The sequence below is a fragment of the Streptomyces sp. NPDC030840 genome (assembly GCF_055572015.1).
Window position 1 is genome coordinate 311698 of record NZ_JBVIEE010000009.1, and the last position, 24866, is coordinate 336563.

22 protein-coding genes and 1 pseudogene are annotated in these 24866 nt (G+C 72.5%); 16 read left to right on the top strand and 7 right to left on the bottom strand.

Annotated elements, in window-relative coordinates:
• The first annotated feature begins 104 nt into the window (after positions 1 to 104).
• Positions 105 to 1721: a serine/threonine-protein kinase gene (locus tag ACZ49J_RS21840; RefSeq protein ID WP_467450161.1), complete on the top strand. Its 1617-nt coding sequence runs from the start codon at positions 105 to 107 to the stop codon at positions 1719 to 1721.
• Between the two features lie 79 nt (positions 1722 to 1800).
• Here ACZ49J_RS21840 and ACZ49J_RS21845 read toward each other — a convergent pair.
• The 3 genes and pseudogenes from ACZ49J_RS21845 to ACZ49J_RS21855 all read right to left on the bottom strand — a co-directional run.
• A pseudogene (locus ACZ49J_RS21845) lies at positions 1801 to 1953 on the bottom strand (JmjC domain-containing protein); the annotation flags it as partial.
• Positions 1954 to 1963: 10 nt separating this feature from the next.
• Positions 1964 to 2686 carry an isocitrate lyase/PEP mutase family protein gene (locus ACZ49J_RS21850; protein ID WP_467450232.1) on the bottom strand — a complete coding sequence of 241 codons (723 nt, stop codon included), beginning with the start codon at positions 2684 to 2686 and terminating at the stop codon, positions 1964 to 1966.
• A 94-nt stretch (positions 2687 to 2780) separates the two neighbouring features.
• A complete protein-coding gene (locus tag ACZ49J_RS21855) occupies positions 2781 to 3350 on the bottom strand; it encodes a carboxymuconolactone decarboxylase family protein (RefSeq protein WP_467450162.1) in 570 nt (189 codons plus the stop codon).
• Between the two features lie 46 nt (positions 3351 to 3396).
• Between ACZ49J_RS21855 and pdxR the strand changes: the two genes are divergently transcribed.
• The 3 genes from pdxR to ACZ49J_RS21870 all read left to right on the top strand — a co-directional run bounded on the left by pdxR (position 3397) and on the right by ACZ49J_RS21870 (position 6512).
• Complete coding sequence (pdxR, locus tag ACZ49J_RS21860; protein ID WP_467450164.1) at positions 3397 to 4800, top strand: MocR-like pyridoxine biosynthesis transcription factor PdxR; 1404 nt, start codon at positions 3397 to 3399, stop codon at positions 4798 to 4800.
• Between the two features lie 134 nt (positions 4801 to 4934).
• Positions 4935 to 5297, top strand: coding sequence for a hypothetical protein (locus tag ACZ49J_RS21865; RefSeq protein WP_467450165.1), 363 nt, complete (start codon positions 4935 to 4937; stop codon positions 5295 to 5297).
• A gap of 30 nt (positions 5298 to 5327) precedes the next feature.
• A complete protein-coding gene (locus tag ACZ49J_RS21870) occupies positions 5328 to 6512 on the top strand; it encodes a glutathionylspermidine synthase family protein (RefSeq protein ID WP_467450166.1) in 1185 nt (394 codons plus the stop codon).
• 10 nt (positions 6513 to 6522) lie between these two features.
• On the opposite strand, the gene rocD is transcribed toward ACZ49J_RS21870, so the two are convergent.
• Complete coding sequence (gene rocD / locus ACZ49J_RS21875) at positions 6523 to 7740, bottom strand: ornithine--oxo-acid transaminase (RefSeq protein WP_467450168.1); 1218 nt, start codon at positions 7738 to 7740, stop codon at positions 6523 to 6525.
• 251 nt (positions 7741 to 7991) lie between these two features.
• On the opposite strand from rocD, the gene ACZ49J_RS21880 reads away from it, so the two are divergent.
• The 3 genes from ACZ49J_RS21880 to ACZ49J_RS21890 all read left to right on the top strand — a co-directional run bounded on the left by ACZ49J_RS21880 (position 7992) and on the right by ACZ49J_RS21890 (position 11445).
• On the top strand, positions 7992 to 9446 hold the full coding sequence (locus tag ACZ49J_RS21880; protein ID WP_467450169.1) for a glycine hydroxymethyltransferase: 1455 nt from the start codon (positions 7992 to 7994) through the stop codon (positions 9444 to 9446).
• Between the two features lie 221 nt (positions 9447 to 9667).
• Positions 9668 to 10681 carry a tryptophan--tRNA ligase gene (gene trpS, locus ACZ49J_RS21885; protein WP_467450170.1) on the top strand — a complete coding sequence of 338 codons (1014 nt, stop codon included), beginning with the start codon at positions 9668 to 9670 and terminating at the stop codon, positions 10679 to 10681.
• A gap of 167 nt (positions 10682 to 10848) precedes the next feature.
• Positions 10849 to 11445 (top strand): 2'-5' RNA ligase family protein, encoded by a 597-nt coding sequence (locus tag ACZ49J_RS21890; protein WP_467450171.1) that lies wholly within the window; start codon positions 10849 to 10851, stop codon positions 11443 to 11445.
• 23 nt (positions 11446 to 11468) lie between these two features.
• On the opposite strand, the gene ACZ49J_RS21895 is transcribed toward ACZ49J_RS21890, so the two are convergent.
• Positions 11469 to 12224, bottom strand: a complete 756-nt coding sequence (locus tag ACZ49J_RS21895) for a decaprenylphospho-beta-D-erythro-pentofuranosid-2-ulose 2-reductase (RefSeq protein WP_467450173.1) — start codon at positions 12222 to 12224, stop codon at positions 11469 to 11471.
• A gap of 82 nt (positions 12225 to 12306) precedes the next feature.
• Positions 12307 to 13677, bottom strand: coding sequence for an FAD-binding oxidoreductase (locus ACZ49J_RS21900; RefSeq protein WP_467450174.1), 1371 nt, complete (start codon positions 13675 to 13677; stop codon positions 12307 to 12309).
• Positions 13678 to 13821: 144 nt separating this feature from the next.
• Here ACZ49J_RS21900 and ACZ49J_RS21905 point away from each other — a divergent pair, with 144 nt between their 5' ends.
• On the top strand, positions 13822 to 14415 hold the full coding sequence (locus tag ACZ49J_RS21905) for a phosphatase PAP2 family protein (RefSeq protein ID WP_467450175.1): 594 nt from the start codon (positions 13822 to 13824) through the stop codon (positions 14413 to 14415).
• Positions 14408 to 15346, top strand: a complete 939-nt coding sequence (locus tag ACZ49J_RS21910; RefSeq protein ID WP_467450176.1) for a decaprenyl-phosphate phosphoribosyltransferase — start codon at positions 14408 to 14410, stop codon at positions 15344 to 15346. Before ACZ49J_RS21905 ends, ACZ49J_RS21910 begins: the two co-directional genes overlap by 8 nt.
• Positions 15347 to 15379: 33 nt before the next feature.
• Here ACZ49J_RS21910 and ACZ49J_RS21915 read toward each other — a convergent pair whose 3' ends face one another.
• A complete protein-coding gene (locus ACZ49J_RS21915) occupies positions 15380 to 16951 on the bottom strand; it encodes an amino acid adenylation domain-containing protein (RefSeq protein WP_467450177.1) in 1572 nt (523 codons plus the stop codon).
• Positions 16952 to 17508: 557 nt separating this feature from the next.
• Between ACZ49J_RS21915 and ACZ49J_RS21920 the strand changes: the two genes are divergently transcribed.
• The 7 genes from ACZ49J_RS21920 (at position 17509) to ACZ49J_RS21950 (ending at position 24865) form a co-directional block, all read left to right on the top strand.
• On the top strand, positions 17509 to 17670 hold the full coding sequence (locus tag ACZ49J_RS21920) for a hypothetical protein (RefSeq protein WP_467450179.1): 162 nt from the start codon (positions 17509 to 17511) through the stop codon (positions 17668 to 17670).
• Positions 17671 to 17937: 267 nt separating this feature from the next.
• Positions 17938 to 19110 carry an arginine deiminase gene (locus ACZ49J_RS21925; RefSeq protein WP_467450180.1) on the top strand — a complete coding sequence of 391 codons (1173 nt, stop codon included), beginning with the start codon at positions 17938 to 17940 and terminating at the stop codon, positions 19108 to 19110.
• Positions 19111 to 19407: 297 nt separating this feature from the next.
• On the top strand, positions 19408 to 20268 hold the full coding sequence (locus ACZ49J_RS21930; protein ID WP_467450183.1) for a class I SAM-dependent methyltransferase: 861 nt from the start codon (positions 19408 to 19410) through the stop codon (positions 20266 to 20268).
• A 125-nt stretch (positions 20269 to 20393) separates the two neighbouring features.
• The gene (locus ACZ49J_RS21935; protein ID WP_467450185.1) at positions 20394 to 21734 is read left to right on the top strand and encodes a condensation domain-containing protein; all 1341 of its coding nucleotides are present in this window, start codon (positions 20394 to 20396) and stop codon (positions 21732 to 21734) included.
• Positions 21735 to 21790: 56 nt separating this feature from the next.
• The gene (locus ACZ49J_RS21940) at positions 21791 to 22648 is read left to right on the top strand and encodes a thioesterase domain-containing protein (RefSeq protein ID WP_467450187.1); all 858 of its coding nucleotides are present in this window, start codon (positions 21791 to 21793) and stop codon (positions 22646 to 22648) included.
• Positions 22645 to 23808, top strand: a complete 1164-nt coding sequence (locus ACZ49J_RS21945) for an acyl-CoA dehydrogenase family protein (protein ID WP_467450188.1) — start codon at positions 22645 to 22647, stop codon at positions 23806 to 23808. Before ACZ49J_RS21940 ends, ACZ49J_RS21945 begins: the two co-directional genes overlap by 4 nt.
• Positions 23798 to 24865, top strand: coding sequence for an acyl-CoA dehydrogenase family protein (locus tag ACZ49J_RS21950; RefSeq protein WP_467450189.1), 1068 nt, complete (start codon positions 23798 to 23800; stop codon positions 24863 to 24865). The genes ACZ49J_RS21945 and ACZ49J_RS21950 overlap by 11 nt, the downstream gene beginning before the upstream one ends.
• Position 24866 lies beyond the last annotated feature (1 nt).

The following is a 24866-nucleotide window of genomic DNA, read 5'->3' on the forward strand; positions in this document are numbered from 1 at the left end:
GCAAGGCCGACCACCTGCTGTAGCACCTGCCGTGCGCACCGCCACCAGTCGGTACCGTGTACAGCAATCGGCTGACGAGACATCAGACAGCGGGGGCGCAACGCGTGGCGCAGACACGGAAGATCGGTGAGCAGGACCGCTATGAGCTGATCGAGGAAATCGAGTCCGGAGGCATGGGCACGGTCTGGCGCGGCTACGACGCCGTTCTCGACCGGGAGATCGCGGTCAAGCTCATCCGGCCCGACGTCGTCGCGACACCCGCGCAGGCGAAGGAGTTCACCCGCCGCTTCGAGCGCGAGGCACGCGTCACCGCACGCATCGGCCACCACGGGGTGCCCCAGGTGTTCGACGCGGTGTTGGACGAGGCGTCGTACGACCGGCTGTATCTGGTGATGGAGTACGTGCGAGGGATCTCCCTGCGCAAGGTGCTCACAGGCACGGAGGACGGAGCGGCGGTGCGGCTCCCGGTGAGCTGGGCCGCGTCGATCGCCGCGCAGATCTGCACGGTCCTGTCGTATGCCCACGCCATCCCGGTCGTACACCGCGACCTGAAGCCGGACAACGTCCTGATCGCCACGGACGGCACGGTCAAGGTGCTGGATTTCGGCATCGCGAAACTGCTGGGCACGGACATCACCCGGCTCACAGCCACCGGCGATCGGATCGGTACCAGCCGCTACATGCCACCCGAGCAGATCGACAACGCGCAGATCACCCCGCTCAGCGACCTCTACGCACTCGGCTGCATGCTGCACGAACTCCTGGCCGGGCAGCCGGTCTTCAGCGGCGACAGCGACTACCAGCTCCTGCACCAGCACATGAACGTGCAGCCGGAGCCGCTCCGCACCCTGCGGCCCGAGGTGCCGTCGGACCTGGAGGCGCTGACCCTGGACCTGCTGGCCAAGGCGCCCGAGCAGCGTCCGGCCGACGCGTACGCGGTGTACGAGCGCCTCGTGCCGCACCTGCCACAACCGGGATCGGCAGCCGATCCCGTGGGCCTCACCCACGGCGGCTCCCTTTCCGAGGCGCCCGACCCGACGCTGGTCTACCGGCAGCCGAACGCACCCCTGCGGCGAACCACGGCGCCTGCGCCCTCACCCGAGCCGACGGCTACCGTGCCGGTCCCCGGGCGCGTCGACACCGCGCTGCGGGACGCGATCCGGGACGCCTACGCCCGGTCCGCGGACCTCGCCGAGAGCGGGCGGTTCGCCCAGGCCGCGGACGTCCTCAAGGCGGTGATCGCCACCGCGGCCGCTGCCTTCGGCGCGCACAACCCCCGCGTGCTCGGTCTGCGGCGGCAGCGCGCGGCGGTCCTCATGGCCGGCGAGGACTTCCGGCGTGCCTTACCGGAGTTCGACGCGCTGGCCGCCGTCTACGCCCGTACGGCGGGACCGGCCGACGAAAGTACGCTGGAGTGCCGTCGGCACGCCGCTCACTGCCGGGCCAACCTCGGCGAGGCCACCGTCGCCCTGCGGGAGTTCCAGGATGTCCTGGAAGTCGTGTCCGACACGGACGGAGACGCCTCCGAGACCGCTCTCGACCTGCGCCGCAGCATTGGCGTCCTTCTCTTCTCCGAAGGCCGCCGCACCGAGGCCGAGGGCGTCCTCGACGCCCTCCACGAGGACATGCGCGTGGTCCTCGGCGAGGACCACGAGGAGACCCGCGAAATCGCCGGCCTCCTCACCCGCCTGCGCCGCCCGGAGGGGGCAGGCCCCTACTGACGTCCCTCCGGTACCGTCACGCCTCGCCCTCGCCCTCTTGTTCCACAGCCGCCTGCAGCCGTACGGGATTCAGGGCGCGGACGGTCTCCCCGCTTTCCTGGATCCGGGGAGGGATGTGGGTGGTGCACACCACGGCGTCGAGCGGGCCGAGTATGTCGAGGAACGGTACATGCCGAGGCAGCGTCGTCTCCTGCTCGTACGCGGTCAGGAAGTCGGCCGGGGAGCCCTGAGCCCTCAGTGCCCTACTGCTTCAGGTGGTCGGCCATCCCGCGCAGCGCCAGCGCCGCCCAGCGCTGCAGTCCCGGCCCGAACGTGACGCGAGTGGCCCCGAGTTCACCGAGTTCGGTGGGCGAGGGGCCCTTGCCGTCCAGCCGGGCGAACACGTTGACCGGCCCCTGGATCCCGGACCGCAGCAGCGGCAGAACCTCCGGTGGGGCGTAGATCGGATACACGCAGTCGGCGCCGGCGGCGACGTACAGCGCGGCCCGCTCGATGGCCCGGCCGGGATCGGACACCCCACGGGCGAACGTGTCGACGCGCGCGTTGACGAACAGCGCCCCGCCCGCCGCGGCCCGCACCGCGGCGAGCCAGTCGGCGTGCTCGCGCGGGTCCTTGAGCACGCCCCCGCTGGAGTCCTCCAGGTTGCAGCCCACGGCACCGGTCTCCAGGAGCCGCTCCACCAGCTCCTTCGGCGGCAGCCCGAACCCGTCCCGGACATCGGCGGACACCGGCACGTCCACGGCCCGTACGATCCGCGCGACCGCCGCGAACACCTCGTCGGCGGGCACGTCCTCGTCGGCGTACCCGAGCGAGGCCGCGACCCCGGCGCTGGGTGTGGCGAGCGCCGGGAACCCGGCCTCCACGAGGACCCGCGCACTGGCCGCGTCCCACGGGCCGGGCAGCACGAGCGGGTTCTCGGGTGTCCGGCCGCGGTGCAGGGCGCGGAAGAGATCGACCTTGCTCATGTCGGTCCCGTTGTTCACTTGCACTCCTTCGAGGGTGCCCCGGCCTTCAGGCCGGGGAGGAACCAAACTCCCGAGCAGGGCAAGGTGCGAGGCGTCACTTGTGCTGTCCCGCCTGGTAGTGCCCCGGCGTCATCCGGGCGGTCACACCGAAGCGGTTCCAGGCGTTGATCACGGCGATCGCGGAGATCAACTGCGCCAGCTCGGCCTCCTCGAAGTGCCGGGCGGCCTTCTCATACACCTCGTCGGGTACGAATCCCTCCGTCAGGACCGTCACCGCCTCGGTCAGCTCCAGCGCCGCGAGCTCCTTCTCGGTGTAGAAGTGCCGGGACTCGTCCCAGGCACTGAGCTGGATGATCCGCTCGACCCGCTCGCCGGCGGCGAGCGCGTCCTTGGTGTGCATGTCGATGCAGAAGGCGCAGTGGTTGATCTGGGAGGCGCGGATCTTCACCAGCTCGTACAGCGCCGGGTCGAGGCCCTGCCGGGCTGCCGCGTCCAGCCGGACCATCACCTTGTACACGTCAGGGGCGAGCTTGGCCCACGGCAGACGTGCGGGACTCTCGGGGGCGTACTGCGTCTCCGTCCCTGTCCCTGTTCCTGTCCCCGTCCCCGTCCCCGTCTTCGTCTCCGTCCCCGTCTGGGGCTTCGTCTCATCGGTCGTCGTCATGCCTCGACCCTAGGAGCGAAGCAGCCCAGGGGTATGGTCCATTTCCATGGCGAAACAGTGGGCCACTTATGGCGTCGACCTCCATGTCGAACCGTCCGGTTCCGGAGTGCGCAAAGGGCTCACGGACGCCCTCCGGGAGGCCGTGCGCAGCGGCCGTCTCGCTCCCGGCACCCGCCTGCCCTCCTCCCGCTCGCTCGCCGCCGACCTCGGGGTTGCCCGCAACACGGTGGCCCAGGCGTACAGCGACCTCGTCGCGGAGGGCTGGCTCACCGCGCGCCAGGGCTCGGGCACCCGGGTCGCGGACGGCGCCGTCCCGCAGAGCGCGCGGCGCAGGCCACCCCGGCCCCACCCGGAGCCCGGCCGTCCGGCGTACGACCTCATTCCCGGCAGCCCCGACCTGGCCTCCTTCCCGCGCACGGCGTGGCTGAAGGCGGCCCGGCGCGCCCTGGCCTCCGCCCCGCACGAGGCCCTCGGCTACGGCGACCCGCGCGGCCGCGTGGAACTGCGCACCGCCCTCGCCGGCTACCTGGCCCGGGCCCGCGGCGTCCGCGCCGACCCGGAGCACATCGTGATCGCCTCGGGCATCTCCCACGCGCTGATGCTGCTCGGCACGGTGCTGCGGCGCCGGGGCGCCCAGGCGCCGGCCGTGGAGTCGTACGGCCTCGACGCCCACTGGAACCTGCTGGCACGAGCCGGTCTCGGGACGGTCCCGCTGCCGTACGACGAACTCGGCACCCGGACCGAGGACCTGACGGGCGACCTCACCGGCGTCCGGGCCGTCCTGCTCACCCCCGCCCACCAGTTCCCCATGGGTGTGCCGCTCCACCCCGACCGGCGGGCCGCCGTGCTCGACTGGGCGCGCCGCAGCGGCGGACTGGTCATCGAGGACGACTACGACGGCGAGTTCCGCTACGACCGCCAGCCGGTCGGCGCGCTGCAGGGCCTCGACCCCGACCACGTGGTCCACCTGGGCACCGCCAGCAAGTCCCTGGCGCCGGGACTGCGCCTGGGCTGGATGGTCCTGCCGCCGTCCCTCACCCCCGAGGTCCTCACGGCCAAGGGGCACACGGACTGGTCCTGCGGCGTACTGGACCAGCTGACCCTCGCCGAGTTCATCACGTCGGGGGCGTACGACCGGCATGTGCGCTCCGTACGGCTGCGCTACCGGCGCCGCCGGGACGCCCTGGTCGACGCCCTGCGCGAGCGCGCACCCGACGTCCGCGTCACCGGGATCGCGGCCGGACTGCACGCGGTGCTCCGGCTCCCGCCCGGCACCGAGGCGTCGGTCGTCCGGGCGGCGGCCTGGCAGGGCCTGGAGGTGCACGGCCTGTCCCGCTACCGCCACGCCCGGGCGACCACCGACCTGGACGCCCTGGTCGTCGGTTACGGGACCCCTCCGGACCACGCGTGGGCGGGGGCGCTGGACGCCCTGTGCAGGGTGCTGCCGTAGGGCGGGCGGCCCCGGGCGTCCTTGCCGAGCCGGTTGGGCAATCGCCGCATTCGATCACTACTCTGAGCGCCGGTCGCACGCCGGTCATGTGCCGCGCGGCGGCCCGTACACGCACACCCGACGGGGGAGAGAACATGGCAGAGCAGCGCAGGCGCCTGCGGTCCAGCACGGTCGTACTCGGCGGCATGGGCGTCATAGCCGCGGCCCTCACGTCCTGCGGCTCCGAACCGGACCGCCGCTGCGTGGACCGCGACAGCTACGACTTCGCCAACGGTTACAAGATCGTCGCCGACAAGAACTGCAAGGCGGCCGCGTCCGGCTCCACGTCGTCCGCCAAGAAGCGCAAGACCGGCGGCAGGACCGCCACCGTGGACGCCGACTGGTACTACGACGCCGACGTCACCGGCCGCTACGCCGACTACGGCACCTTCAGCCGCAGCGAGGCCGTCGACCGCGACGGCTTCGGCTGCTCGGGTTCCGGGTCGGGCGGCGGCTGAGCGGACACGCGGGACGGACCCGACGAGCCGATGGAACGCCGCACGATCGAACCCCGCCCCGGATGGCAGCAGACCGTCGAGGAACAGGGGCTGATCTACCCGCTCACCCGCTACCCGGACGGCTCCCTGCGCCCGTACTGGGACGAGAGCGCCCACTACGTCTTCTCGCTGCCCGAGGTGGAGGCACTGGAGGAGGTCGTCGAGGAACTGCACGGCATGTGCCTGGCGGCGGCCGCGCACATCGTCGAGCACGACCGGTTCGCCGACCTCGGGATCACCGATCCCCGGCTGGCGGAACTGGTCACCGAGGCCTGGCACCGCCGAGCCGAACTCCCCTCCGTGTACGGCAGGTTCGACCTGCGCTACGACGGCACGGGCCCGGCGAGGATGCTGGAGTACAACGCCGACACCCCGACCTCGCTCGTCGAGGCCGCGAGCCCGCAGTGGTTCTGGATGGAGGAACGCTTCCCCGGCGCCGACCAGTGGAACTCCCTCCACGAACGCCTGGTCGACGCCTGGAAGAAGCAGTCCGAGCTGCTCCCGCCGGGCGGCCCGCTCTACTTCGCCCACTCGGCGGGGGACGAGCTCGGCGAGGACCTGATGACGGTCGCCTACCTGAAGGAGACCGCCGAACAGGCCGGCCTCGACACCGACTGGATCTCCATGGAGGACATCGGCTGGGACCGCCTCTCCGGCCGCTTCGTCGACAAGAAGCTCCGCTTCATCCGCAGCGTCTTCAAGCTGTACCCGTGGGAGTGGCTCACCACCGACCGCTTCGCCCCGCACGTCCTCGCCACCCTCGACAACGGCGGCGGCACGGGCGCCACACTGTGGATCGAGCCCGCCTGGAAGATGCTCCTCAGCAACAAGGCCCTCCTCGCGGTGCTGTGGGAGCTGTACCCGGGCCACCCGAACCTGCTCCCCGCCTACCTGGACGGCCCCCGCGAGCTGGCCTCCGGGCGCGGTTACGTGGCCAAGCCGCTGCTCGGCCGCGAGGGCGCGGGGGTGACGGTGCACGAACCGGGCGCCGATCCCGTCCTCCGCGACGAACCGTGCTGCTACCAGGAGCTCGCGCCCCTGCCGTCCTTCGACGGCAACCGGGTCGTGCTGGGCGCGTGGGTCGTGGAGAACGAGTCGGCGGGGCTCGGCATCCGCGAGTCGTCGGGGCTGGTCACGGACGAGTACGCGCGGTTCCTGCCGCACGTGATCCTCTGAGGGCCGGGCCCTACACGCCGAGTACCGAGCGGAGCTGGGCGAGCCCCCAGTCCAGCTCCTCCTCGCCGATGACCAGGGGAGGGGCGAGGCGCAGGGTGGCGCCGCGGGTGTCCTTCACCAGGACACCCCGGTCCATCAGCCTCTCGGAGACCTCGCGGCCGGTGCCGTACCCGGGAGCGATGTCGACGCCCGCCCACAACCCACGCCCCCGCACCTCGGTCAGCCGCCCCGCGTCCGCCAGCAGGCCCAGCTCACGATGCAGGTGCCCGCCCAGCTCGGCCGCCCGCCGCTGCAACTCCCCCGAGCCCAGCATCGCGATCACCTCCAGCGCCACCGCGCAGGCCAGCGGGTTCCCGCCGAACGTCGACCCGTGCTCACCGGGCCGGAACACCCCGAGCACCGCCCGCGACGACACCACCGCCGACACGGGCACGATCCCGCCCCCGAGCGCCTTCCCCAGCACGTAGACGTCCGGTACGACGCCCTCGTGCTCACAGGCGAAGGTCCGCCCGGTCCGGCCGAGACCGGACTGGATCTCGTCGGCGACGAACAGCACGTTCCGCTCCCGCGTCACCTCCCGTACCTCCGCCAGGTAACCGGGCGGCGGCACCCGCACCCCCGCCTCGCCCTGGACGGGTTCCAGCAGCACCGCGACCGTGTCGTCGCCGACCGCGGCACGCAGCGCGGCCGCGTCCCCGTACGGCACGACGTCGAAGCCCGGCGTGTACGGGCCGAAGTCCGCCCGGGCCAGCGGATCGGTGGAGAAGCCGACGACCGTCGTCGTACGGCCGTGGAAGTTGCCGTCCGCGACCACGATCCTCGCCCGCCCGCCGGGCACGCCCTTGACGCGGTACCCCCACTTCCGGGCCGTCTTCACCGCGGTCTCCACCGCCTCCGTGCCCGTGTTCATCGGCAGCACCATCTCCATGCCGCACAACTGGGCGAGCCGCTCGCAGAACTCCGCGAACCGGTCGTGGTGGAACGCCCGCGACGTCAGCGTCACCCGCTCCAGCTGCGCCCTCGCCGCCTCGATCAGCCGCCGGTTGCCGTGACCGAAGTTGAGCGCCGAATACCCCGCCAGCAGGTCCAGGTACCGGCGCCCCTCCACGTCCGTCATCCACGCCCCGTCCGCCGACGCCACCACCACCGGCAACGGGTCGTAGGTGGGCGCGCCGTACTCCTCGGCCGAGGCGATCAACCGCTCCGAGGGGCTCTTCGGGGCAGCCACGACGTCTCCTCTCCTCCCTGCGGAACCGGGCGGGACCCGCTCCCGTTTCCATCGTCGCTCGCATGGTGGACGCGCGAACCCGCTGCTCCGGCGCGCCCGGTAGGGTGGCGGCGGGCCGTGACTGGCGCGCTGGATCCCGCCTGACGGCGGGGTTCCGAAGATGGGACCGACCATCGGGGAGCGGCCCGGGAAGCGAGTGCCGTGCGCCTGGGCCGTACCGTGAACGCCGAACGCCACGTCCGGAGGTCCTCATGTCCGACAACCCCGCGCCCCTCTCCACCGAGTCCACCGCCTTCCGCAGCGCCCTCGACGTCATCCGGGCCGTGGAGCCCCGCGTCGCCGACGCCATCGGGCAGGAGGTCGCCGACCAGCGCGAGATGCTCAAGCTGATCGCCTCCGAGAACTACGCGTCCCCGGCCACCCTCCTGGCCATGGGCAACTGGTTCAGCGACAAGTACGCCGAGGGCACCGTCGGCCGCCGCTTCTACGCCGGCTGCCGCAACGTCGACACCGTCGAGGGCCTCGCCGCCGAGCACGCCCGAGAGCTCTTCGGCGCCCGGCACGCCTACGTCCAGCCGCACTCCGGCATCGACGCCAACCTCGTCGCCTTCTGGGCCGTCCTCGCCGACCGCGTCGAGGCCCCCTTCCTGGAGAAGGCCGGCGCCCGCCAGGTCAACGACCTCTCCGAGGCCGACTGGGCCGAGCTCCGCCAGGCCTTCGGCAACCAGCGCATGCTCGGCATGTCCCTGGACGCCGGCGGTCACCTCACCCACGGCTTCCGCCCGAACATCTCCGGCAAGATGTTCGACCAGCGCTCCTACGGCACCGACCCCGCCACCGGGCTCCTCGACTACGAGGCCCTGCGCGCCACCGCCCGCGAGTTCAAGCCGATGATCATCGTCGCCGGCTACTCGGCGTACCCGCGCCTGGTCAACTTCCGGATCATGCGCGAGATCGCCGACGAGGTCGGCGCGACGCTGATGGTGGACATGGCGCACTTCGCCGGCCTGGTCGCGGGCAAGGTGCTGACCGGCGACTTCGACCCGGTCCCGCACGCCCAGATCGTCACGACGACCACCCACAAGTCGCTGCGCGGCCCGCGCGGCGGCATGGTCCTGTGCGACGACTCCCTCAAGGACCAGGTCGACCGCGGCTGCCCGATGGTCCTCGGCGGCCCCCTCCCGCACGTCATGGCCGCCAAGGCCGTCGCGCTCGCCGAGGCGCGGCAGCCCGCCTTCCAGGACTACGCCCAGCGCATCGTCGACAACTCCCGCGCCCTGGCCGAAGGCCTCGTGCGCCGGGGCGCGACCCTGGTGACCGGCGGTACGGACAACCACCTGAACCTGATCGACGTCGCCACCTCCTACGGCCTCACCGGCCGCCAGGCGGAGACCGCGCTGCTCGACTCGGGCATCGTCACCAACCGCAACGCCATCCCCGCCGACCCGAACGGCGCCTGGTACACCTCCGGCATCCGCATCGGCACGCCCGCGCTGACCACCCGTGGCCTGGGCACCGCCGAGATGGACGAGGTCGCGGGCCTCATCGACCGCGTGCTGACCACCACCGAGCCGGGCACCACCAAGTCGGGCGCCCCCTCCAAGGCCCAGCACGTGCTCGACCCCAAGGTCGCCGACGAGATCTCCCGCCGCGCCACCGACCTCGTGGCCGGCTTCCCGCTGTACCCGGAGATCGACCTGGGCTAGTCCGTCCGCGCGGCGTGTCGGGAGGGCCGACACGCCGCGCGGCGTGTCGGAAGGGTGCCGTCTCCGCAGCGCCGCGCCACGCGGCGGGGCCGCACATCCGGTACAGCCCCGCGCCCCCGAAGACGGCCGGTGCTCCAGCCGGACCCTTCCGTTCCCACCTGTGTCACTTCTGTTTCGGACCAGTTCCGGAACGGGCCCCCGCACCTGAGAGAATGGTGAGCATGGCCTCTGATCGACCTCGCGTGCTCTCCGGAATCCAGCCCACCGCCGGCTCGTTCCACCTCGGCAACTACCTCGGTGCCGTGCGCCAGTGGGTGGCCCTGCAGGAGTCCCACGACGCGTTCTACATGGTCGTCGACCTGCACGCGATCACCGTCCCGCAGGAGCCGGCGGAGCTGCGCGCCAACACCCGGCTCGCCGCCGCCCAGCTGCTCGCGGCCGGGCTCGACCCCGAGCGGTGCACCCTCTTCGTCCAGAGCCACGTCCCCGAGCACGCGCAGCTCGCCTGGATCATGAACTGCCTCACCGGCTTCGGCGAGGCCAGCCGCATGACCCAGTTCAAGGACAAGTCCGCCAAGCAGGGCGCCGACCGCGCGAGCGTCGGCCTCTTCACGTACCCGATCCTCCAGGTCGCCGACATCCTGCTGTACCAGGCGGGCGAGGTCCCCGTCGGTGAGGACCAGCGCCAGCACATCGAGCTGACCCGCGACCTCGCCGAGCGCTTCAACGGCCGCTTCGGGCAGACCTTCACCCTTCCTAAGCCGTACATCCTGAAGGAGACGGCGAAGATCTACGACCTTCAGGACCCGTCGATCAAGATGAGCAAGTCCGCGTCGACCCCGAAGGGGTTGATCAACCTGCTCGACGAGCCCAGGGTGACGGCCAAGAAGGTGAAGAGCGCGGTCACCGACACCGACACGGTCATCCGCTACGACGCCGAGAACAAGCCGGGTGTCAGCAACCTGCTGACCATCTACGCGACCCTCACCGGGACCGGAATCGCGGAACTCGAGGAGAAGTACGCCGGCAAGGGCTACGGTGCGCTCAAGACGGACCTCGCCGAGGTCATGACCGAGTTCGTGACTCCGTTCCGGGAGCGCACCCAGCAGTACCTGGACGATCCCGAGACGCTCGACTCGATCCTGGCCAAGGGCGCGGAGAAGGCGCGTGGTGTCGCGGCGGAGACACTCGCGCAGACGTACGAGAGGGTGGGCTTCCTGCCCGCCAAGCACTGAGCCGCCCGGCCGCCCTCCCCGCACCGAGCCGCGCCACCGTACAGTCGGTGAACGAGCGGCAGTCACCCCTGCCCTCCGACGGCACGGAAACGGTGACAGAGCACAACCGCCGCACCGCCGCACCGCACAACCGACCACACATACGACACCAGACGACAGGAGACGACGTGGGGACCGTAACGATCGGTGTCTCGATCGCGGTCCCGGAGCCTCACGGCAGCCTGCTCCAGGAGCAGCGCGCGAGCTTCGGCGACCCCGCGGCTTCCGGCATTCCCACCCACGTCACCCTGCTGCCACCGACCGAGGTCGACGACTCGGAGCTGCCGGCGATCGAGGACCACCTGACCGAGGTCGCGGCCGCCGGGCGCCCCTTTCTGATGAGGCTGTCGGGCACGGGCACGTTCCGGCCGCTGTCGCCCGTGGTGTTCGTGCAGGTCGTCGAGGGAGCCGATGCCTGCACATGGCTGCAGAAGCAGGTCCGGGACGCCTCGGGTCCGGTGGCGCGCGAGCTGGCCTTCCCGTACCACCCGCACGTCACGGTGGCGCACGGCATCCCCGACGAGGCGATGGACCGGGCGTACGAGGAACTGGCCGAGTACGAGGCGGAGTGGTCCTGCACCGGGTTCGCGCTCTACGAACAGGGCGCGGACGGGGTGTGGCGCAAGCTCCGTGAGTTCCCGTTCGCAGGTGCGGTGGTGCCGCCGCAGGCGGGGACGCTCCGCTTGGCGGACAGGGATCGCCTCGGCAGGGGTCCGCGCCCCTGACGGGGTGGCCGGGCCGCCCAGAGCTACACCGGGAGCCGGCGGAACAGTTGCCGCGGTACGTGGCGCAGCGCCGACATGACCCAGCGCAGGAGCCCTGGCACCCACACCGTCTCTGACCGCCGGCGCAGTCCGAGCTCGATCGCTGAGGCGACCGCCTCGGGAGTCGTCGCCAGGGGAGCCTCCGGGAGGCCCGTCGTCATGCGGGAGCGGACGAAGCCGGGGCGGACGACCATGACGTGGACGCCCGTGCCGTGCAGGGCGTCGCCGATGCCCTGGGTGAAGGCGTCGAGGCCGGCCTTGCTGGAGCCGTAGATGAAGTTCGAGCGGCGGGCCCGCTCGGCCGCGACCGACGACAGCACCACGAGCGAGCCGTGCCCCTGGGTCTGGAGGGCCCGCGCGCATACGAGCCCGGCGGAGACCGCGCCCGTGTAGTTGGTCTGGGCGACGCGCACCGCGGCCAGCGGGTCCCGCTCGTCGTTGGCCTGGTCGCCGAGCACGCCGAAGGCCAGCAGCACCATGTCGATGTCGCCCTCGGCGAACACCTTGCCGAGGACCGTCTCGTGGGAGGCGGGATCGAGCGCGTCGAAGGCGACGGTGCGCACGTCGGCGCCCAGTCCGCGCAGGTGCGCGGCCGCGTCGTCCAGGTCGGGCGAGGGGCGCCCGGCCAGGAACACCGTGCGGGTGCGGCGGGTGATCAGCCGGCGCGCGGTGGCCAGCCCGATGTCCGACGTGCCGCCGAGGACCAGCAGGGACTGGGGGATACCGAAGGCGTCCTTCATGACAGCTCCCGGGGTCGTGGAGAGGGGGATCGGAAAGAAACGGGAAGGGGACGGGAAGGGGGCCGCTGGACCGGCAGGTGGGTCACTGGAGACCGAGTCGGCGGGCCAGGTCCGACACGAAGACGCCGCGCGGGTCCAGCGTCCGGCGCAGCTCCCGGAACTCGGCCAGCCGGGGGTACATGGCCGCCAGCAGCCCGGGCCGCAGCCGGGCGTCCTTGGCCAGGTACACACGGCCCTGTGCCGCCGCGACCTCCTCGTCCAGCTCGTCGAGCAGGGCGGCGAGGCCCGGCAGGCCCGCGGGGAGGTCCAGGGCCAGCGTCCAGCCGGGCATCGGGAAGGACAGCCACCCCGGATCGCCCTCCCCGAAGCGTTTCAGCACGGCGAGGAAGGACGGGCAGCGGTGGCGCGCGATCCGCTCCACGATCCGGCGCAGCGCCTCCTCACGGCCGTACCCGACGACGAACTGGTACTGGACGAAGCCGGACCTGCCGTAGACGCGGTTCCAGTGGGGGACGCCGTCGAGGGGGTGGAAGAAGGTGGCGATCCGCTGGAGTTCGCCCGTGCGCGCGCGGGGCGCCGCGCGGTACCAGAGCGCGTTGAAGAGGCCCACGGTCGTCCGGTTCAGGAACCCTTCCGGGATGTGGGCGGGGACGGCCGGGAGGCGGCGGGCGCCGAATGCCCGCGCGGTTCTCCGCGCGCGCGGAGGCAGTGCGTCCAGCGGCGCGTGGTCGCCGCGGGTCAGGACCGAGCGGCCCGTCGAGGCGCCGCGCGCGAGCAGGTCGATCCAGGCGACGGAGTAGCGGTAGCGGTGGTCCGTCCCGGCGAGGCGGGCCATCAGGTCGTCCAGGTCGCGGGCCCGTTCGGTGTCGACCGACATCAGCGAGGTCTCCACCGGCAGCAGCCGGACGGTCGCGTTGAGGATCACACCGGTCAGGCCCATGCCGCCCGCCGTCGCGTCGAACAGCGGGGTCCCGCGGCTCACGGAACGGATCTCGCCGTCCGCCGTCAGCAGCTCCAGGGACAGCACATGACGCGAGAACGAACCCGAGACGTGGTGGTTCTTGCCGTGGATGTCCGCGCCGATCGCGCCGCCGACCGTGACGTACCGCGTCCCGGGCGTGACCGGCACGAACCAGCCCAGCGGCAGCAGGACCTCCAGCAGCCGGTGCAGGGAGACGCCCGCGTCGCAGAGCACGGTCCCGCCGTCCACGTCGATGGCGCGGACGCGGTCCAGGCCCGTCATGTCGAGCACGGTGCCGCCCGCGTTCTGTGCCGCGTCCCCGTAGGCCCGGCCGAGACCCCGGGGGATACCTCCGCGTGGCCCGCAGGCCCGGACGGCCGCCGCGACCTCCTCGTACGTGCGCGGGCGGACCATTCGGGCGGCTGTGGGGGCGGTGCGGCCCCAGCCGGTGACGGGGACGGGTGCCGTAGGGGGGACCGTGGCGGCGGGCATGCCCGCGACCGTATCGCCCTCAAGGGGGCATATCGGTGCGGTGGCTTGGGCGCACTCCGTACCCCTCACCGAAACGGGTGATTAATGGGATGTCGGCCAAGATTGCCGTACTTCCGGGCTGTCTCCCTATAAGAGTTACATCGTATGAATGATGTTGACGCTGGTGGCGATGTTCGTGACCTGGACCGGCGGCTCCTCACGGTGCTCCACGGGTACGGGGCGGACCCGTGGGTCGCCCTCGCCGCGCGGTCCCTGTCCCGGGCCGGGGAACACGGCGCCCTGTGGCTCGCGGCCGGCCTGGCCGGTGCCGCGGCCGACCGGGAGCGGCGCGGCGCGTGGTTGCGCGGCACCGCGCTCACCGCGGGCGCGCATCTGGCCTGCGTCGGGGTCAAACGGGTGGTGCGGCGCCCCCGGCCCGTCCATGTCGAGCCCCGGGTCCACACCCTCGGCCGGCACTCCTTCCCCAGCTCGCACGCGAGCGCGGCGGTGGCGGCGGTTGTGGCGTACGGGGCGCTCCGCGCGCCGCGCGCGCCCCTGCTGGGCTCCGTCGTGGCCCCGCTGGCCGCCGCGATGTGCGTCTCACGGCTGGTGGCCGGCGTGCACTACCCGTCGGACGTGGCGGCGGGCATGGCCCTCGGGGCGGCCACCGCCCGGCTCGGCGCCCGCTGGATGACCGGGGCGGCGGCGTCCGGGGCGGCCCGGACGGAACCACCGGCGGCGGGCGGTGGCCATGGCTGAACCCACCACGCTCCTCCCCCCACGCACGACAGCGGCCCCCGCCCCCGCCTCCGGGAGCCTCGCTCTCGGCCTCCTCAGGGCCGCCCGCCCCCGCCAGTGGATCAAGAACGTCCTCGTCGTGGCCGCGCCCGCGTCCGCCGGAGAGCTGTTCTCGGCCCGTGCCCTCACCCAACTCCCGCTCGTCTTCGTGCTGTTCACCGCCTGCTCGGCGGCCGTCTACCTCGTCAACGACGCCCGGGACGCCGAGGCCGACCGCGCCCACCCCGTCAAACGCCATCGCCCGGTGGCCGCCGGTCAGGTCCCCGTTCCGGTCGCTTACGCCGTCGGGGGCGCCCTCGCCGTCCTCGCACCCACCGTCGCGGTCTGGCTCTGCTCCCCGTACACCACCGCAGTGCTCACCGCGTACCTCGGGCTCCAACTCGCCTACTGCGTCAGCCTCAAGCACGTCCTCGTCGTCGACCTCACCGTCGTCACGACCGGCTTCCTGATGCGCGCGGTGATCGGGGGAGTGACGCTCGGCATCCCGCTCTCGCGCTGGTTCCTGATCACCACGGGTTTCGGCGCGCTGTTCGTGGTCGCCGCCAAGCGGTACTCCGAGGCCGTTCAGATGGCGGGGGCGGGCGGCGCCACGCGCGCCCTCCTCACCGAGTACACCGCCGGCTATCTGCGCTTCGTGTGGCAACTGGCGGCGGGAGTCGCCGTGCTCGGCTACTGCCTGTGGGCCCTGGAGGGGGACGGGGCGCCGGGGACGGGCCTGCTGCCGTGGCGTCAACTGTCCGTGGTCGCCTTCGTCCTGGCGGTCCTCAGGTACGCCGTCTTCGCCGACCGCGGCACGGCGGGGGAGCCGGAGGACGTGGTGCTCCGCGACCGCGCGCTCGCCTTCATCGCCGTCGTGTGGCTCGCGATGTACGGCCTGGCGGTGGCCCATTGAGTGCTTCGTGCTCGACGGAGGGCTGAATCTCCGTTAGACGGGCGCCGTCGGATGTGTCCGGAGTTCCTCGGCGAGCCGGGTGCGATCGATCTTGCCGTTGGCGGTGAGGGGGAGGGCGTCGCGGTGCACGATGCGCCGGGGCAGCATGTAGGGCGGCAGGAGACCGCGCAGCCGGGCGGCCAGAGCGGGGCCCCGGTCCGGTGGGCCGACGTAGACCGCGTGCAGTTCCGCCGCCCCGGGCGGGCCGACCGCGACGACGCACGCGTCGGTCACCGCCGGGTCCGACCGCAGCGAGGACTCGACCTCTCCCGTCTCGATGCGGTAGCCGCGGATCTTGACCTGGTGGTCCAGCCGTCCGAGGTGGACGAGGTGCCCCTGCTCCCGGGCGACCAGGTCGCCGGTGCGATACCAGGCGTCGGCCGGTGGTGGGCCCGGGGGCGCGGGGCGCAGCCCGGTGCCCGGCGTGCCCAGGTGGAACCGGCCGGCGTTGTCGGCCGGGTCGAGGTAGCCGTCGAAGCGCTGGGGGCCGCGCAGGCACAGCTCGCCCTGGTCGGCGGGGTGTCCGTCCGGGTCGACGACGGCATGATCGAGGTGGGCCAGTGTGGTGCCGATCGGCACGGTCCCGTTGGAGGTCTCCGCGCAGCGCTGCCCGGCCGCCAGCCGGTGGGCCGTGCAGAAGACGGTCACCTCGGTGGGGCCGTAGGTGTTGTCGATGACGCTGCCCGGTGCCGCCGCCGACCAGCGCTCCAGCTGCCGTCTGGTCAGACGGTCCCCGCCGAACAGCGTCCAGCGCAGACCGGGCATGCTGCCCTCCTCCAGGTCCCCCAGCCGGTCGGCGACCGAGACGACGGACGGCACCGAGAACCAGTGCGTGAGCCGGTGCTCGTTGACGTAGACGGACGGCCGCAGCGCCACGTTGCGCTGCGGCACCACGAGGGTGCCTCCGGCGGACCAGGTGGCGAACAGGTCGAAGACCGACGGATCGAATGTCAGATCGTACGTGTGGGAGAGCCGGCTGCCGGGCCCGATGCCGTAGGCCCGTACGCAGTGCCGCAGGAACGGAAGCAGGTGCCGATGCCGGATCGGAACACCCTTGGGGCGGCCGGTGGTGCCCGAAGTGAAGATCACGTAGGCCACGTCGTCGGGACCGGTGCGAGGGTCCGGCAACGTGGCCGGATCCACTGACGGCAGCTCGGCGCACAGGTCATCGACGAGGAGCGGGCGGGCTCCCGCGCGCTCGGCGACCGCGGCCGACTGCACGGCGCCCGAGGCGTCGGCGAGCACGACCCGTGCACCGGCCGCGGCAGCCGCGGCGGCGTTGCGCTCGGAGGGGAAGGCGGGGTTGAGCGGTACGACCGTCCAGCCCAGCCGGATCGCCGCCAGGTAGCCGGCGTAGGCCGGGAGGCTGCGCGCAGCGCACAGGGCCAGCACCGCCGACCGACGGCCCGCTGCCGCCACCAGTGCGCCGGCGACGTTCGTTGCGAGCGCGTGCAGAGCGCCGTAGGTGAAGATGTCGCCGGAGATTTCCAGGGCTGGTTCCCGCCCGTGGCGGCGGGCTGCGGCATGCAGCAGGTCGGACAAGGACGACGGTCGGGATAAAGGCATGGGGAAGCTCCGCTGAAGTCCGACAGGGGGAGGACAGAAAGAGAAGCAGAACGCGCGCAGGGGATATCTGCCGGTCGTTCCCGGCATAGAGGTGTCCCCTGCATTCAAGAGGCGAGCGGCTGACGCGTACCCCTGCGTCCCACAAGCAAACAGGGTTCTTTTCGGGTGTTGCATCCTTGCAGGTGAGCGGGTGGTCCCGGAATTTCCGAACCAGTCGGAAGATCGCATTCCATTTGTTCGCAAGGTCTACGCGGAAGATGTCACCCGGGGTCGCGCCTTTCATGAAATCGCTGGTAGGGCAAGAGATCCGGCAGGCTTCGCGCGAGTCGTCAATAACTCTGATTCCCTATGCACGGGTTGACATCGCGCTCAATGCGTCCGTAGCGTCGACTTACCGCACGGCTCTCCCCGCCGGTTGCTCCGGCTCATCCTCCGTCTTCATCTGCCAGGAGGCCGCATTGACTTCCGAAGAGAGTTCGGTTCCCTTAAGTTCGGGACCCTCCTCACATATTGCCGAGAATCTGTGGCGAGAAATACTCGGTCCATCCGCAGATCCTTTGCGGAGCTTTCTGGACAACGGCGGTGACTCCTTCCACGCCGTCCTGCTTTCCACACGCCTCTACGAAGCCACCGGTATCGAGGTCGACTACCTCGACGTCCTCACGAGCGAGGGCCTGCTGGCCCTGCGTGTGCTCGCCGAGGGCCGGACCAGGGCTTGAACCGGTGGCCCCCGGGCCCCCACCGCCTCCCTCCCCCCACTCCGGGACGAATCCGTGGATGACGCGTTAGCCATCTCATCGACTCTCCACAGCCCCCCGCGCACACGGCCGCGTCCGTCGCCCGGCCCACCGGCCGACCCGGCCTCCGCCGTATGCCCCTCCTCCCCCTCCCGGCCCGCCGTCGACGCGGCCCGGTTCCCCACAGCCTTCCTCGAAGCGGCACTCGGCGACTGTGTCGTGGACTCCGAGACCGCTCCCCTGCGACGTGTGCTCCTGCACCGCCCCGGGTCAGAACTCGACCGCCTGGTCCCGGAGAACCTGCACACGCTGCTCTTCGACGACATTCCCTGGCTCAGCGCGGCACAGCGCGAACACGACGTCCTCAGCGGTCTGTTGCGCCGGCGCGGCGTGGCCGTGGTCGAACTGGCCGACCTGTTGACCGCCGCGGCGTCCCTGCCCGTCGGCCGGAGCCTGCTCGTGGACGGTGTGACCGGCGACCCGGCCACACCCGGACTGGGCAGTCTGGCCGGACGCGAACTACGCGGCTGGCTGGAGGAGTTGCCCCCCGCGGAGCTGGCCGAACGGCTGCTGCTGGGCGCCACACTGGCGGAGTTGCCCGAACGGCGCCGCGCCGCCCTCAGGGACAGTCTCTGCGCCGAGGACCGGCCGCTCGACTGGCTCGCGCTGCCACCTCTGCCCAACGCGATGTTCGTTCGCGACACCCTGAGCTGGATCGGCGAACGCTGCACAGCGGGCCGTATGGCCACCCCCGCCAGGTCGCGCGAGGGCGCGCTGACCGCAGCACTGCTGCGGACTGTCGGTGCCGAAGGGATCCTGACCGGCGGCGACACCCCATCGGCCTCCCTGGAGGGCGGGGACGTCATGGTGGCCGGCCCCGGCTGTGTGGTCGTCGGCGTCGGCGAGCGCACCGGCACCGTGGCGGCCGAACAACTGGCGCGGTCCCTGCTCATGTCCGGCGGTGAACGGCGTGTGCTGGCCGTGATGCTGCCGAGGGACCGGCAGACCATGCACCTCGACACGGTGATGACCATGGTCGACCACGACACCTTCCTGGTGAGCAGAGCACACCATGACAAGTGCCGCTGGTACGAGTTGGTCCTCGACCGCCGCGGTGACATCCGCGCGCGTCCGGCGGACGACGGGTTCGCCGCGCTGGCCGACGCCCTGGGCCTGCCGGCCGTACGCGTGGTGGACACCGGCGACGACGGTTTCGCCGTACGCCGCGAACAGTGGAGCGACTCGGCCAACGTCCTCGCGCTCCAACCCGGCCTCGTCGTGGCCTACGACCGCAACGCCGACGCCAACGGGCGCCTGGAACAGGCGGGCATCGAGGTGATCACCTTCCCTGGCTCCGAGCTCGCCCGTGGCCGCGGCGGCCCCCACTGCCTGTCCTGCCCCCTGGTGCGCGCCGGGTCCTGAACCCGTCGGCCGGGTCCCCGGGCAACCGCCTCCTTCAGGCGCCGACAACGCCGGTCGGGACGTACGGGCCGTCCACCTCCCCGCAGGGCCGGTGCCCGCCCCGTACGTCCTGACCGGGGCCGAACACCTCCGGTCCGGCCGGCCGCCGCCGCGCCGCCCACCACCGCTGCCCCTCGACGGCACGTCCCTCTTCCTCCGACGGCCCGTCCACACGCCCCCCAATCACCACGTTCCGTCCACTACTCCGCATCCACCACAAGACGCCCGCACGTCCCGTCACATCACAAGGAGATCCCCATGACCACCTACGACCAGGACCTGAACACCGACACCACCGCACCGCCGCGCGAGGCAGCAGAGGTCAAGGAGAAGGTCCGCTCGGTCTACCAGCGCGTGGCCGCCGAATACGACGAGCGCATACCGGGCGCCGGCCCCTCCGACGACATGTTCACCGCGGCGGAGAGGGACTTCCTGTTCACCAAGGTGCACGCGGGTGAGCGGGTGCTGGACATGGGGTGCGGCACCGGGCGGTTCACCGTGCCCATGGCCGAGCGCGGCGCCCAGGTGACGGGTCTCGACCTGTCGCGGGCCATGCTCGACGTCCTCGGTGACAAACTCTCCTCGCGCGGGTTGCACGCGGAACTGCGTGAGGGCGACATGGCCGCGCTGCCCTTCCCCGACGAGTCCTTCGACGTCGTCACCAGCATGCTCGCCCTGATGCACATCCCCCTGCAGGACCGGCCCAAGGTCTTCGCCGAGGTCCGGCGGGTGCTGCGGCCCGGCGGGCGGATGCTGCTCGGCGTCAAGAACAGCCTGATCGAGCGGCTGTTCAAGGCCGACCGGTTCGCCTCCGTGGACGTCACCGACGTCACCGCCAAGGAACTCGTCTTCACCCGCACCCGCAGCGGCGAGGAGTACACAGCGCCCTGGTACAGCTTCAGCCCGCATGACCTCAAGGCCCTGTTCGCCGCCGAGGGCATGGTCGTCACGCAGCTGCGGGGCAACTCACCCCTGGCGGTGTGGCTCGCCGACGAGGTGCTCGGCGACCCCGCCGTGGCGCTCGCGGTGCAGTCCTTCGAGCGGACCCTGTGCGACACCCCGCCGTTCAACCACCTCGGTTACCACCTGCTCGTCGAAGCGGTGAAGCCCCGTCACTGAGGAGCCGGGCGGCGTGCAGCCGGGGCGGCGGATCCACGGGACACGTCGCCCACGCCGTGCCTACGGCCCGCCGTCCCGGCTCTCCCGCCGCCGCTCCTCCCCCCACGTGAACGTCAGGACATGCCATGGCTCTGCGTGATCCGGCGGCACCGGCTGCCGACCCGCCCCTGATCCGCCCGCTCACCGACGCACAGCTCGGTCTGTGGCTGGCCCACCAGATGCGACCGGGCGACGCCGACCTCCACGTCCTGCGCGCCTTCCGGGTGGCGGGCCCGCTGGACCGCACCGCGCTCGACCGCGCCCTCGCCCGGGTGACGACCCGTCACCCCGCGCTGCGGTCACTGCATCCCGATGACGGCTCCGATGGACCGGTGCGCCACATCCAGCCGCCCCCGGGCAGCCCGCGCTGGGAGGACCTGGGCACCGGCTCGGACCGCGAGTTGGCCGACTTCCATCGCCGTCCCTTCGACCTGGAGACGGAGCAGCCGATGCGCGCCGGCATCAGCCGTCCGGACCGCGCCGGCACACTGATCGCCTTCTGCTTCCACCACATCGCCATGGACGGCGTCTCCGCCACCGTCTTCTGCCGCGACCTCGCCGACGCCTACCGTGCCGAGACCGGCCCGGACGGCACCCACGGCATCCTCGCGCCCGCCGCCCGGGGAGACCGCGCGGCATCACCGGCGGGGGCGCAGGGGCCCGCTTCCCAGCGCGCTGACGACGGTGCGTCGACCGCCTACTGGGCGCGTCGGCTCGCCGCTCCTCCGCCGCCCCTGCTGCCCGCCCCGGCCGACCGGGTGCCGCCCACCGGCCGTCCCGCGCGGGTTCGACAGCTGCGCCGCGGCGCCCCCGCCGTACACGCTCTGGCGCGGACGGCCCGCGCGGCGGGCGCGACCCCGCACATGGTGCTCACCGCCGTGTACGCGGCGGCCCTGGGGGAAGTCTTCGGCCGCGACGAGGTGGTCCTCGGGTGCCCCGTGTCGCTGCGCGGCCCCGGCGACGCGGATCTCGTCGACTGCCTGGTCACGATGATGCCGCTGCGCATACGACTGACCGGATGCGACGGCGCGGCACTGCTGCGGCAGGTCCGTGAGCGCAGCCTCGAGGCACAGCGGCACCGCGCGGTGCCGGCCGCCGCCCTGGCCCGGGCCGCCGGTACGGCGGTACTGGAGTCGCCGTACCAGGCCGTCGTCGACGTGCGGCAGGAGACACCGCCGGCACTGCCCCTGCGAGGCTGCGTCACCGAGGCGGTGCACGTCGAACCGGGCTCCGTGCAGTACCCCCTCGACCTGGAGGCCCGGGTCGGGGACGAGACCCTGCGGCTGCTGCTGCGCACCGACACCTCCACCGTCTCCCCGGCACAGGCCGACGCGGTGCTGGCAGCCGTCGCCGACCGACTGCCGCGCTCCGATCCGTCGCCGCGTCCCGTTCCCGTCCCCGAGCCCCGGAAGGGAGCACCTGCATGACCCGGCCGTCCCACCCGAGCCCCCCTGCCGCTGCCACTCCGGCAGCTCGTCGGGAGATGCCCGAGTCCCTCGTCTCCGTCCCGAACGGCCCGTGCCCCACGGAGTCGGGCGATCCCGCCCGCACCACCGACGCGATCACGCCGCTGCTGCCCGGACCGGCGGGCGCGACGCCGGTCTACCTCGTGCACCCGGTCGGCGGAAGCCTGCTGTGCTACCTGCCGCTGGCCCGCGCCCTGGCCGCCCGCCATCGCGTCAGTGGCATCGCCTCACCCCTGCTGTCGGGGCGCCCGGCACCCGACCGGTTGACCGAGCTGGCAGCCCGCTACGCCACGTCGATCGCCGCCGACACCGACACCCGCGGACCCTGCCTGGTCGGCGGCTGGTCGTTCGGCGGTACGGCGGCGTTCGAGACGGTCCTCGGGCTCACCGCACAGGGCCGCGCCGTGGATCTGCTCGTCCTGCTCGACGCGCCGCCACCGGGCACCTGGACCGACCCCCTCGACGACGACACGCTGGCCCGGCAGTTCCTCTACGAGGTGCGCCGGATGAATGGCCTGTCCGACATCGAGGCACGTGCCGAAGACGAACCCGACCCTCTCGGCACGGCGGTGCGCGAGACCGGTACCGACGATCCGGACACCGACCCCGAAGAGACGTACCGGCGCTTCGCGGCCTTCCGGCAGCACAGCCGCAGCCTGACCGGTCATCGTCCGGCCCGCCCCCACACGGGCCCGGCACTCGTGGTGGACACCGAGCCGGCCGACGGAGAGCGCCGGCGCGGCGACGCCTGGCTGCCTCACCTGTCGGGCCCGGTCCACCGTCTGAGCCTGCCCACCGACCACTTCGGCCTCATGGGCGCGGCACCCGCCGCGGCCGTCGCCGCCGCGGTGGACCGCGCCCTCACCGGAGAATGACCGTGGACCTCCTGCTCAGCCCCGAACACCTCGCATTCCGGGACCGGTTGCGCGACGTGCTGGCCGGGGAGGCGATGCGCCGAGCCCTGCACGAAGGCAGCCGGGACCATCCCGACGACCCCGACCCCCGGCCCGCCTACCGCCTGCTGGGCCGCCATGGCTGGCTCGCTCCCGACTGGCCGCCCGAACTGGGCGGAGCCGGGCTGGACGCGGCGACGGCCGGCATCCTCACCGAGGAACTCGCCGCCCACGGCATCCCGGACAGCGCGCACGTCAACAGCGTCCGCAACGCGGGTCGTTGCCTGCTGCTGTGCGGTGACGACCGGCAGCGGGAACGGCTGCTGCCCGCGATGGCCCGCGGTGACGTGCTGGCCGCCGTGCTGTACAGCGAGCCGGACGCAGGCTCCGACCTGGCGTCGCTGCGCACCACGGCGCGGCCCCACGGCGACGGCTGGGAGCTGCACGGCACCAAGGCGCACAGCGTCAAGACGGCCCACTGCGACCTGGCGATCGTCGCGGCCCGTACCTCACGGCACGCGCAGCCGTTGCTGGGCATCACGCTGTTCGCGGTCTCCCTGCGCTCTCCCGGCGTGGTGGTCCGGCCGGTCGCCGGAGTCAACCACGAGCCCTTCCACGAGGTCGTGTTCGACGGTCTGCGGGTCGGCCCGGCCGATGTCGTCGGCGGCGTCGACGAAGGCTGGCTGGTCGTCACCGAGGGACTCGCCGTCGAACGGGTCGGCATGGACTACAGCGCACGGGTACGGGCCCACCTGGAGTGGCTTCGGCGGCGCGCGGCGCGTGCCGGCCACGGCGCCGCCCTCGCTGGTCGGCTGCGCCGGCTGTCCACCGCCGCCGAGGCAGGCCGTCTGCTGGCCTGGTCCATGGCCGACCGGCTGGAGGACGGTGACCTCGACCCGATGGAGGCCGCGCAGTCCAAGTGGCTCAACAGCGAGCTGATGCACGACGTCTGGGAACTGGCCCAGGAAATGGCCTCCCCCCACGACCTGTTGACGCCGCAGGACGCCGGGGCGCCGCCCGACCCGAGCGCGCTGCTGCTGAACCGTGAGGCCCCGGGGCTGAGCCTGTCGGCCGGCACCTCCGAGATGATGCTCCAGGTGATCGCCGGCGGGCTCGGGCTGGAGGCCGGCGATGCCGACTGAACTCAGTGCCGTGCAACGGGATCTGGTGGACGAGTACCGGCGGGCGCTGGCAGCGTCGGAGGGAGCGGTGGCATCGGCGCTGCCCCGCTGGGCCGCGCTCACGGTGCCCGGGGCGCGCGGGGGTCGTGGGCTGGGGCAGCTGGAGGCCGTGCTCATCGCGGAGGAGACCGGTCGGGCCGGGCGCGACGGCACCCTGCTCGACCTGGCCACCGCCGCCGAAGCGCTGGCCGCCGCCCCGGACGAGGGACCCGTGGCCGAGGCACTGCACGACCTGCTGGCCGGACGGGCAGGGCTCGCGGTCAGCCTGCACCCGGCGCCGGACGAACGGCACGACGGCTCCCCGTCCCCCCTGCACCGTGACTTCGTCAGCGGACTGCCGGCCGTCACGGCACTGCTGCGGCTGCCCCCGGCCCCCGGCGGTGGTGAGCGGTTCACGGTCGTACCCCTGCGCGATGCCTCCTGGCTGCCGCACACGGGAGTGCACGGCGAGCCCCGCCACCGGCTCGTCCTGGGCGGCCAGGGATCCACGCACGATCTCACGACCCACGAAACCCTCGCCCCGGAGCAGAACGGCACCGGCGGCACCACGGCACTGTCCGCTCTGGACGGCATCCGCCGCGCCGGGTACCTGTGGGGGCTCGCGGACGCCGCCGTGAGCGCGGCGGTCCTGCGGGCGCGTGGCCGCCGCCAGTTCGGCACCCCCATCGGCCGCCACCAGGCGGTCGCCTTCCCACTGGCCGCTCTCACCGCCCGTCTGCACGCGGCTCGCCTCCTCACCCGTTGGACGGCGGCGCTCGCCGACCGCCGCACCCGTCCTCACGACGACAGTCCGCCCGTCGACAGCCGCAAGGAGCCGTTCGGCGAACGGGTGGCGGACCTCGTCCGGCACAACAGCGATCTGGCCCTGGACGCCACCTGGTGCGCACTCCACGTGCACGGCGCCCAGGGACTCACCGAGAAGTCCCCCGCGCAGCTCCTGTACCGCCGCGCACTGTTCCACACCGCCCTGGCGCGCCCGGCGCCCCCACCCGCAGACACCGCTTCCTCAAGGACGTGAC

What these genes read in the sequence shown, in the direction of transcription:
- ACZ49J_RS21880 (WP_467450169.1), top strand. Translation starts at nt 7,992, where the DNA reads ATGTCCGACAACCCCGCGCCCCTCTCCACCGAGTCCACCGCCTTCCGC.
- ACZ49J_RS21915 (WP_467450177.1), bottom strand. Translation starts at nt 16,951, where the DNA reads ATGCCTTTATCCCGACCGTCGTCCTTGTCCGACCTGCTGCATGCCGCA.
- ACZ49J_RS21945 (WP_467450188.1), top strand. Translation starts at nt 22,645, where the DNA reads ATGACCGTGGACCTCCTGCTCAGCCCCGAACACCTCGCATTCCGGGAC.
- ACZ49J_RS21935 (WP_467450185.1), top strand. Translation starts at nt 20,394, where the DNA reads ATGGCTCTGCGTGATCCGGCGGCACCGGCTGCCGACCCGCCCCTGATC.
- ACZ49J_RS21855 (WP_467450162.1), bottom strand. Translation starts at nt 3,350, where the DNA reads ATGACGACGACCGATGAGACGAAGCCCCAGACGGGGACGGAGACGAAG.
- ACZ49J_RS21910 (WP_467450176.1), top strand. Translation starts at nt 14,408, where the DNA reads ATGGCTGAACCCACCACGCTCCTCCCCCCACGCACGACAGCGGCCCCC.
- trpS (WP_467450170.1), top strand. Translation starts at nt 9,668, where the DNA reads ATGGCCTCTGATCGACCTCGCGTGCTCTCCGGAATCCAGCCCACCGCC.
- ACZ49J_RS21850 (WP_467450232.1), bottom strand. Translation starts at nt 2,686, where the DNA reads ATGAGCAAGGTCGATCTCTTCCGCGCCCTGCACCGCGGCCGGACACCC.
- ACZ49J_RS21930 (WP_467450183.1), top strand. Translation starts at nt 19,408, where the DNA reads ATGACCACCTACGACCAGGACCTGAACACCGACACCACCGCACCGCCG.
- ACZ49J_RS21900 (WP_467450174.1), bottom strand. Translation starts at nt 13,677, where the DNA reads ATGCCCGCCGCCACGGTCCCCCCTACGGCACCCGTCCCCGTCACCGGC.
- ACZ49J_RS21950 (WP_467450189.1), top strand. Translation starts at nt 23,798, where the DNA reads ATGCCGACTGAACTCAGTGCCGTGCAACGGGATCTGGTGGACGAGTAC.
- ACZ49J_RS21870 (WP_467450166.1), top strand. Translation starts at nt 5,328, where the DNA reads ATGGAACGCCGCACGATCGAACCCCGCCCCGGATGGCAGCAGACCGTC.
- ACZ49J_RS21865 (WP_467450165.1), top strand. Translation starts at nt 4,935, where the DNA reads ATGGCAGAGCAGCGCAGGCGCCTGCGGTCCAGCACGGTCGTACTCGGC.
- ACZ49J_RS21905 (WP_467450175.1), top strand. Translation starts at nt 13,822, where the DNA reads ATGAATGATGTTGACGCTGGTGGCGATGTTCGTGACCTGGACCGGCGG.
- ACZ49J_RS21940 (WP_467450187.1), top strand. Translation starts at nt 21,791, where the DNA reads ATGCCCGAGTCCCTCGTCTCCGTCCCGAACGGCCCGTGCCCCACGGAG.
- pdxR (WP_467450164.1), top strand. Translation starts at nt 3,397, where the DNA reads ATGGCGAAACAGTGGGCCACTTATGGCGTCGACCTCCATGTCGAACCG.
- ACZ49J_RS21895 (WP_467450173.1), bottom strand. Translation starts at nt 12,224, where the DNA reads ATGAAGGACGCCTTCGGTATCCCCCAGTCCCTGCTGGTCCTCGGCGGC.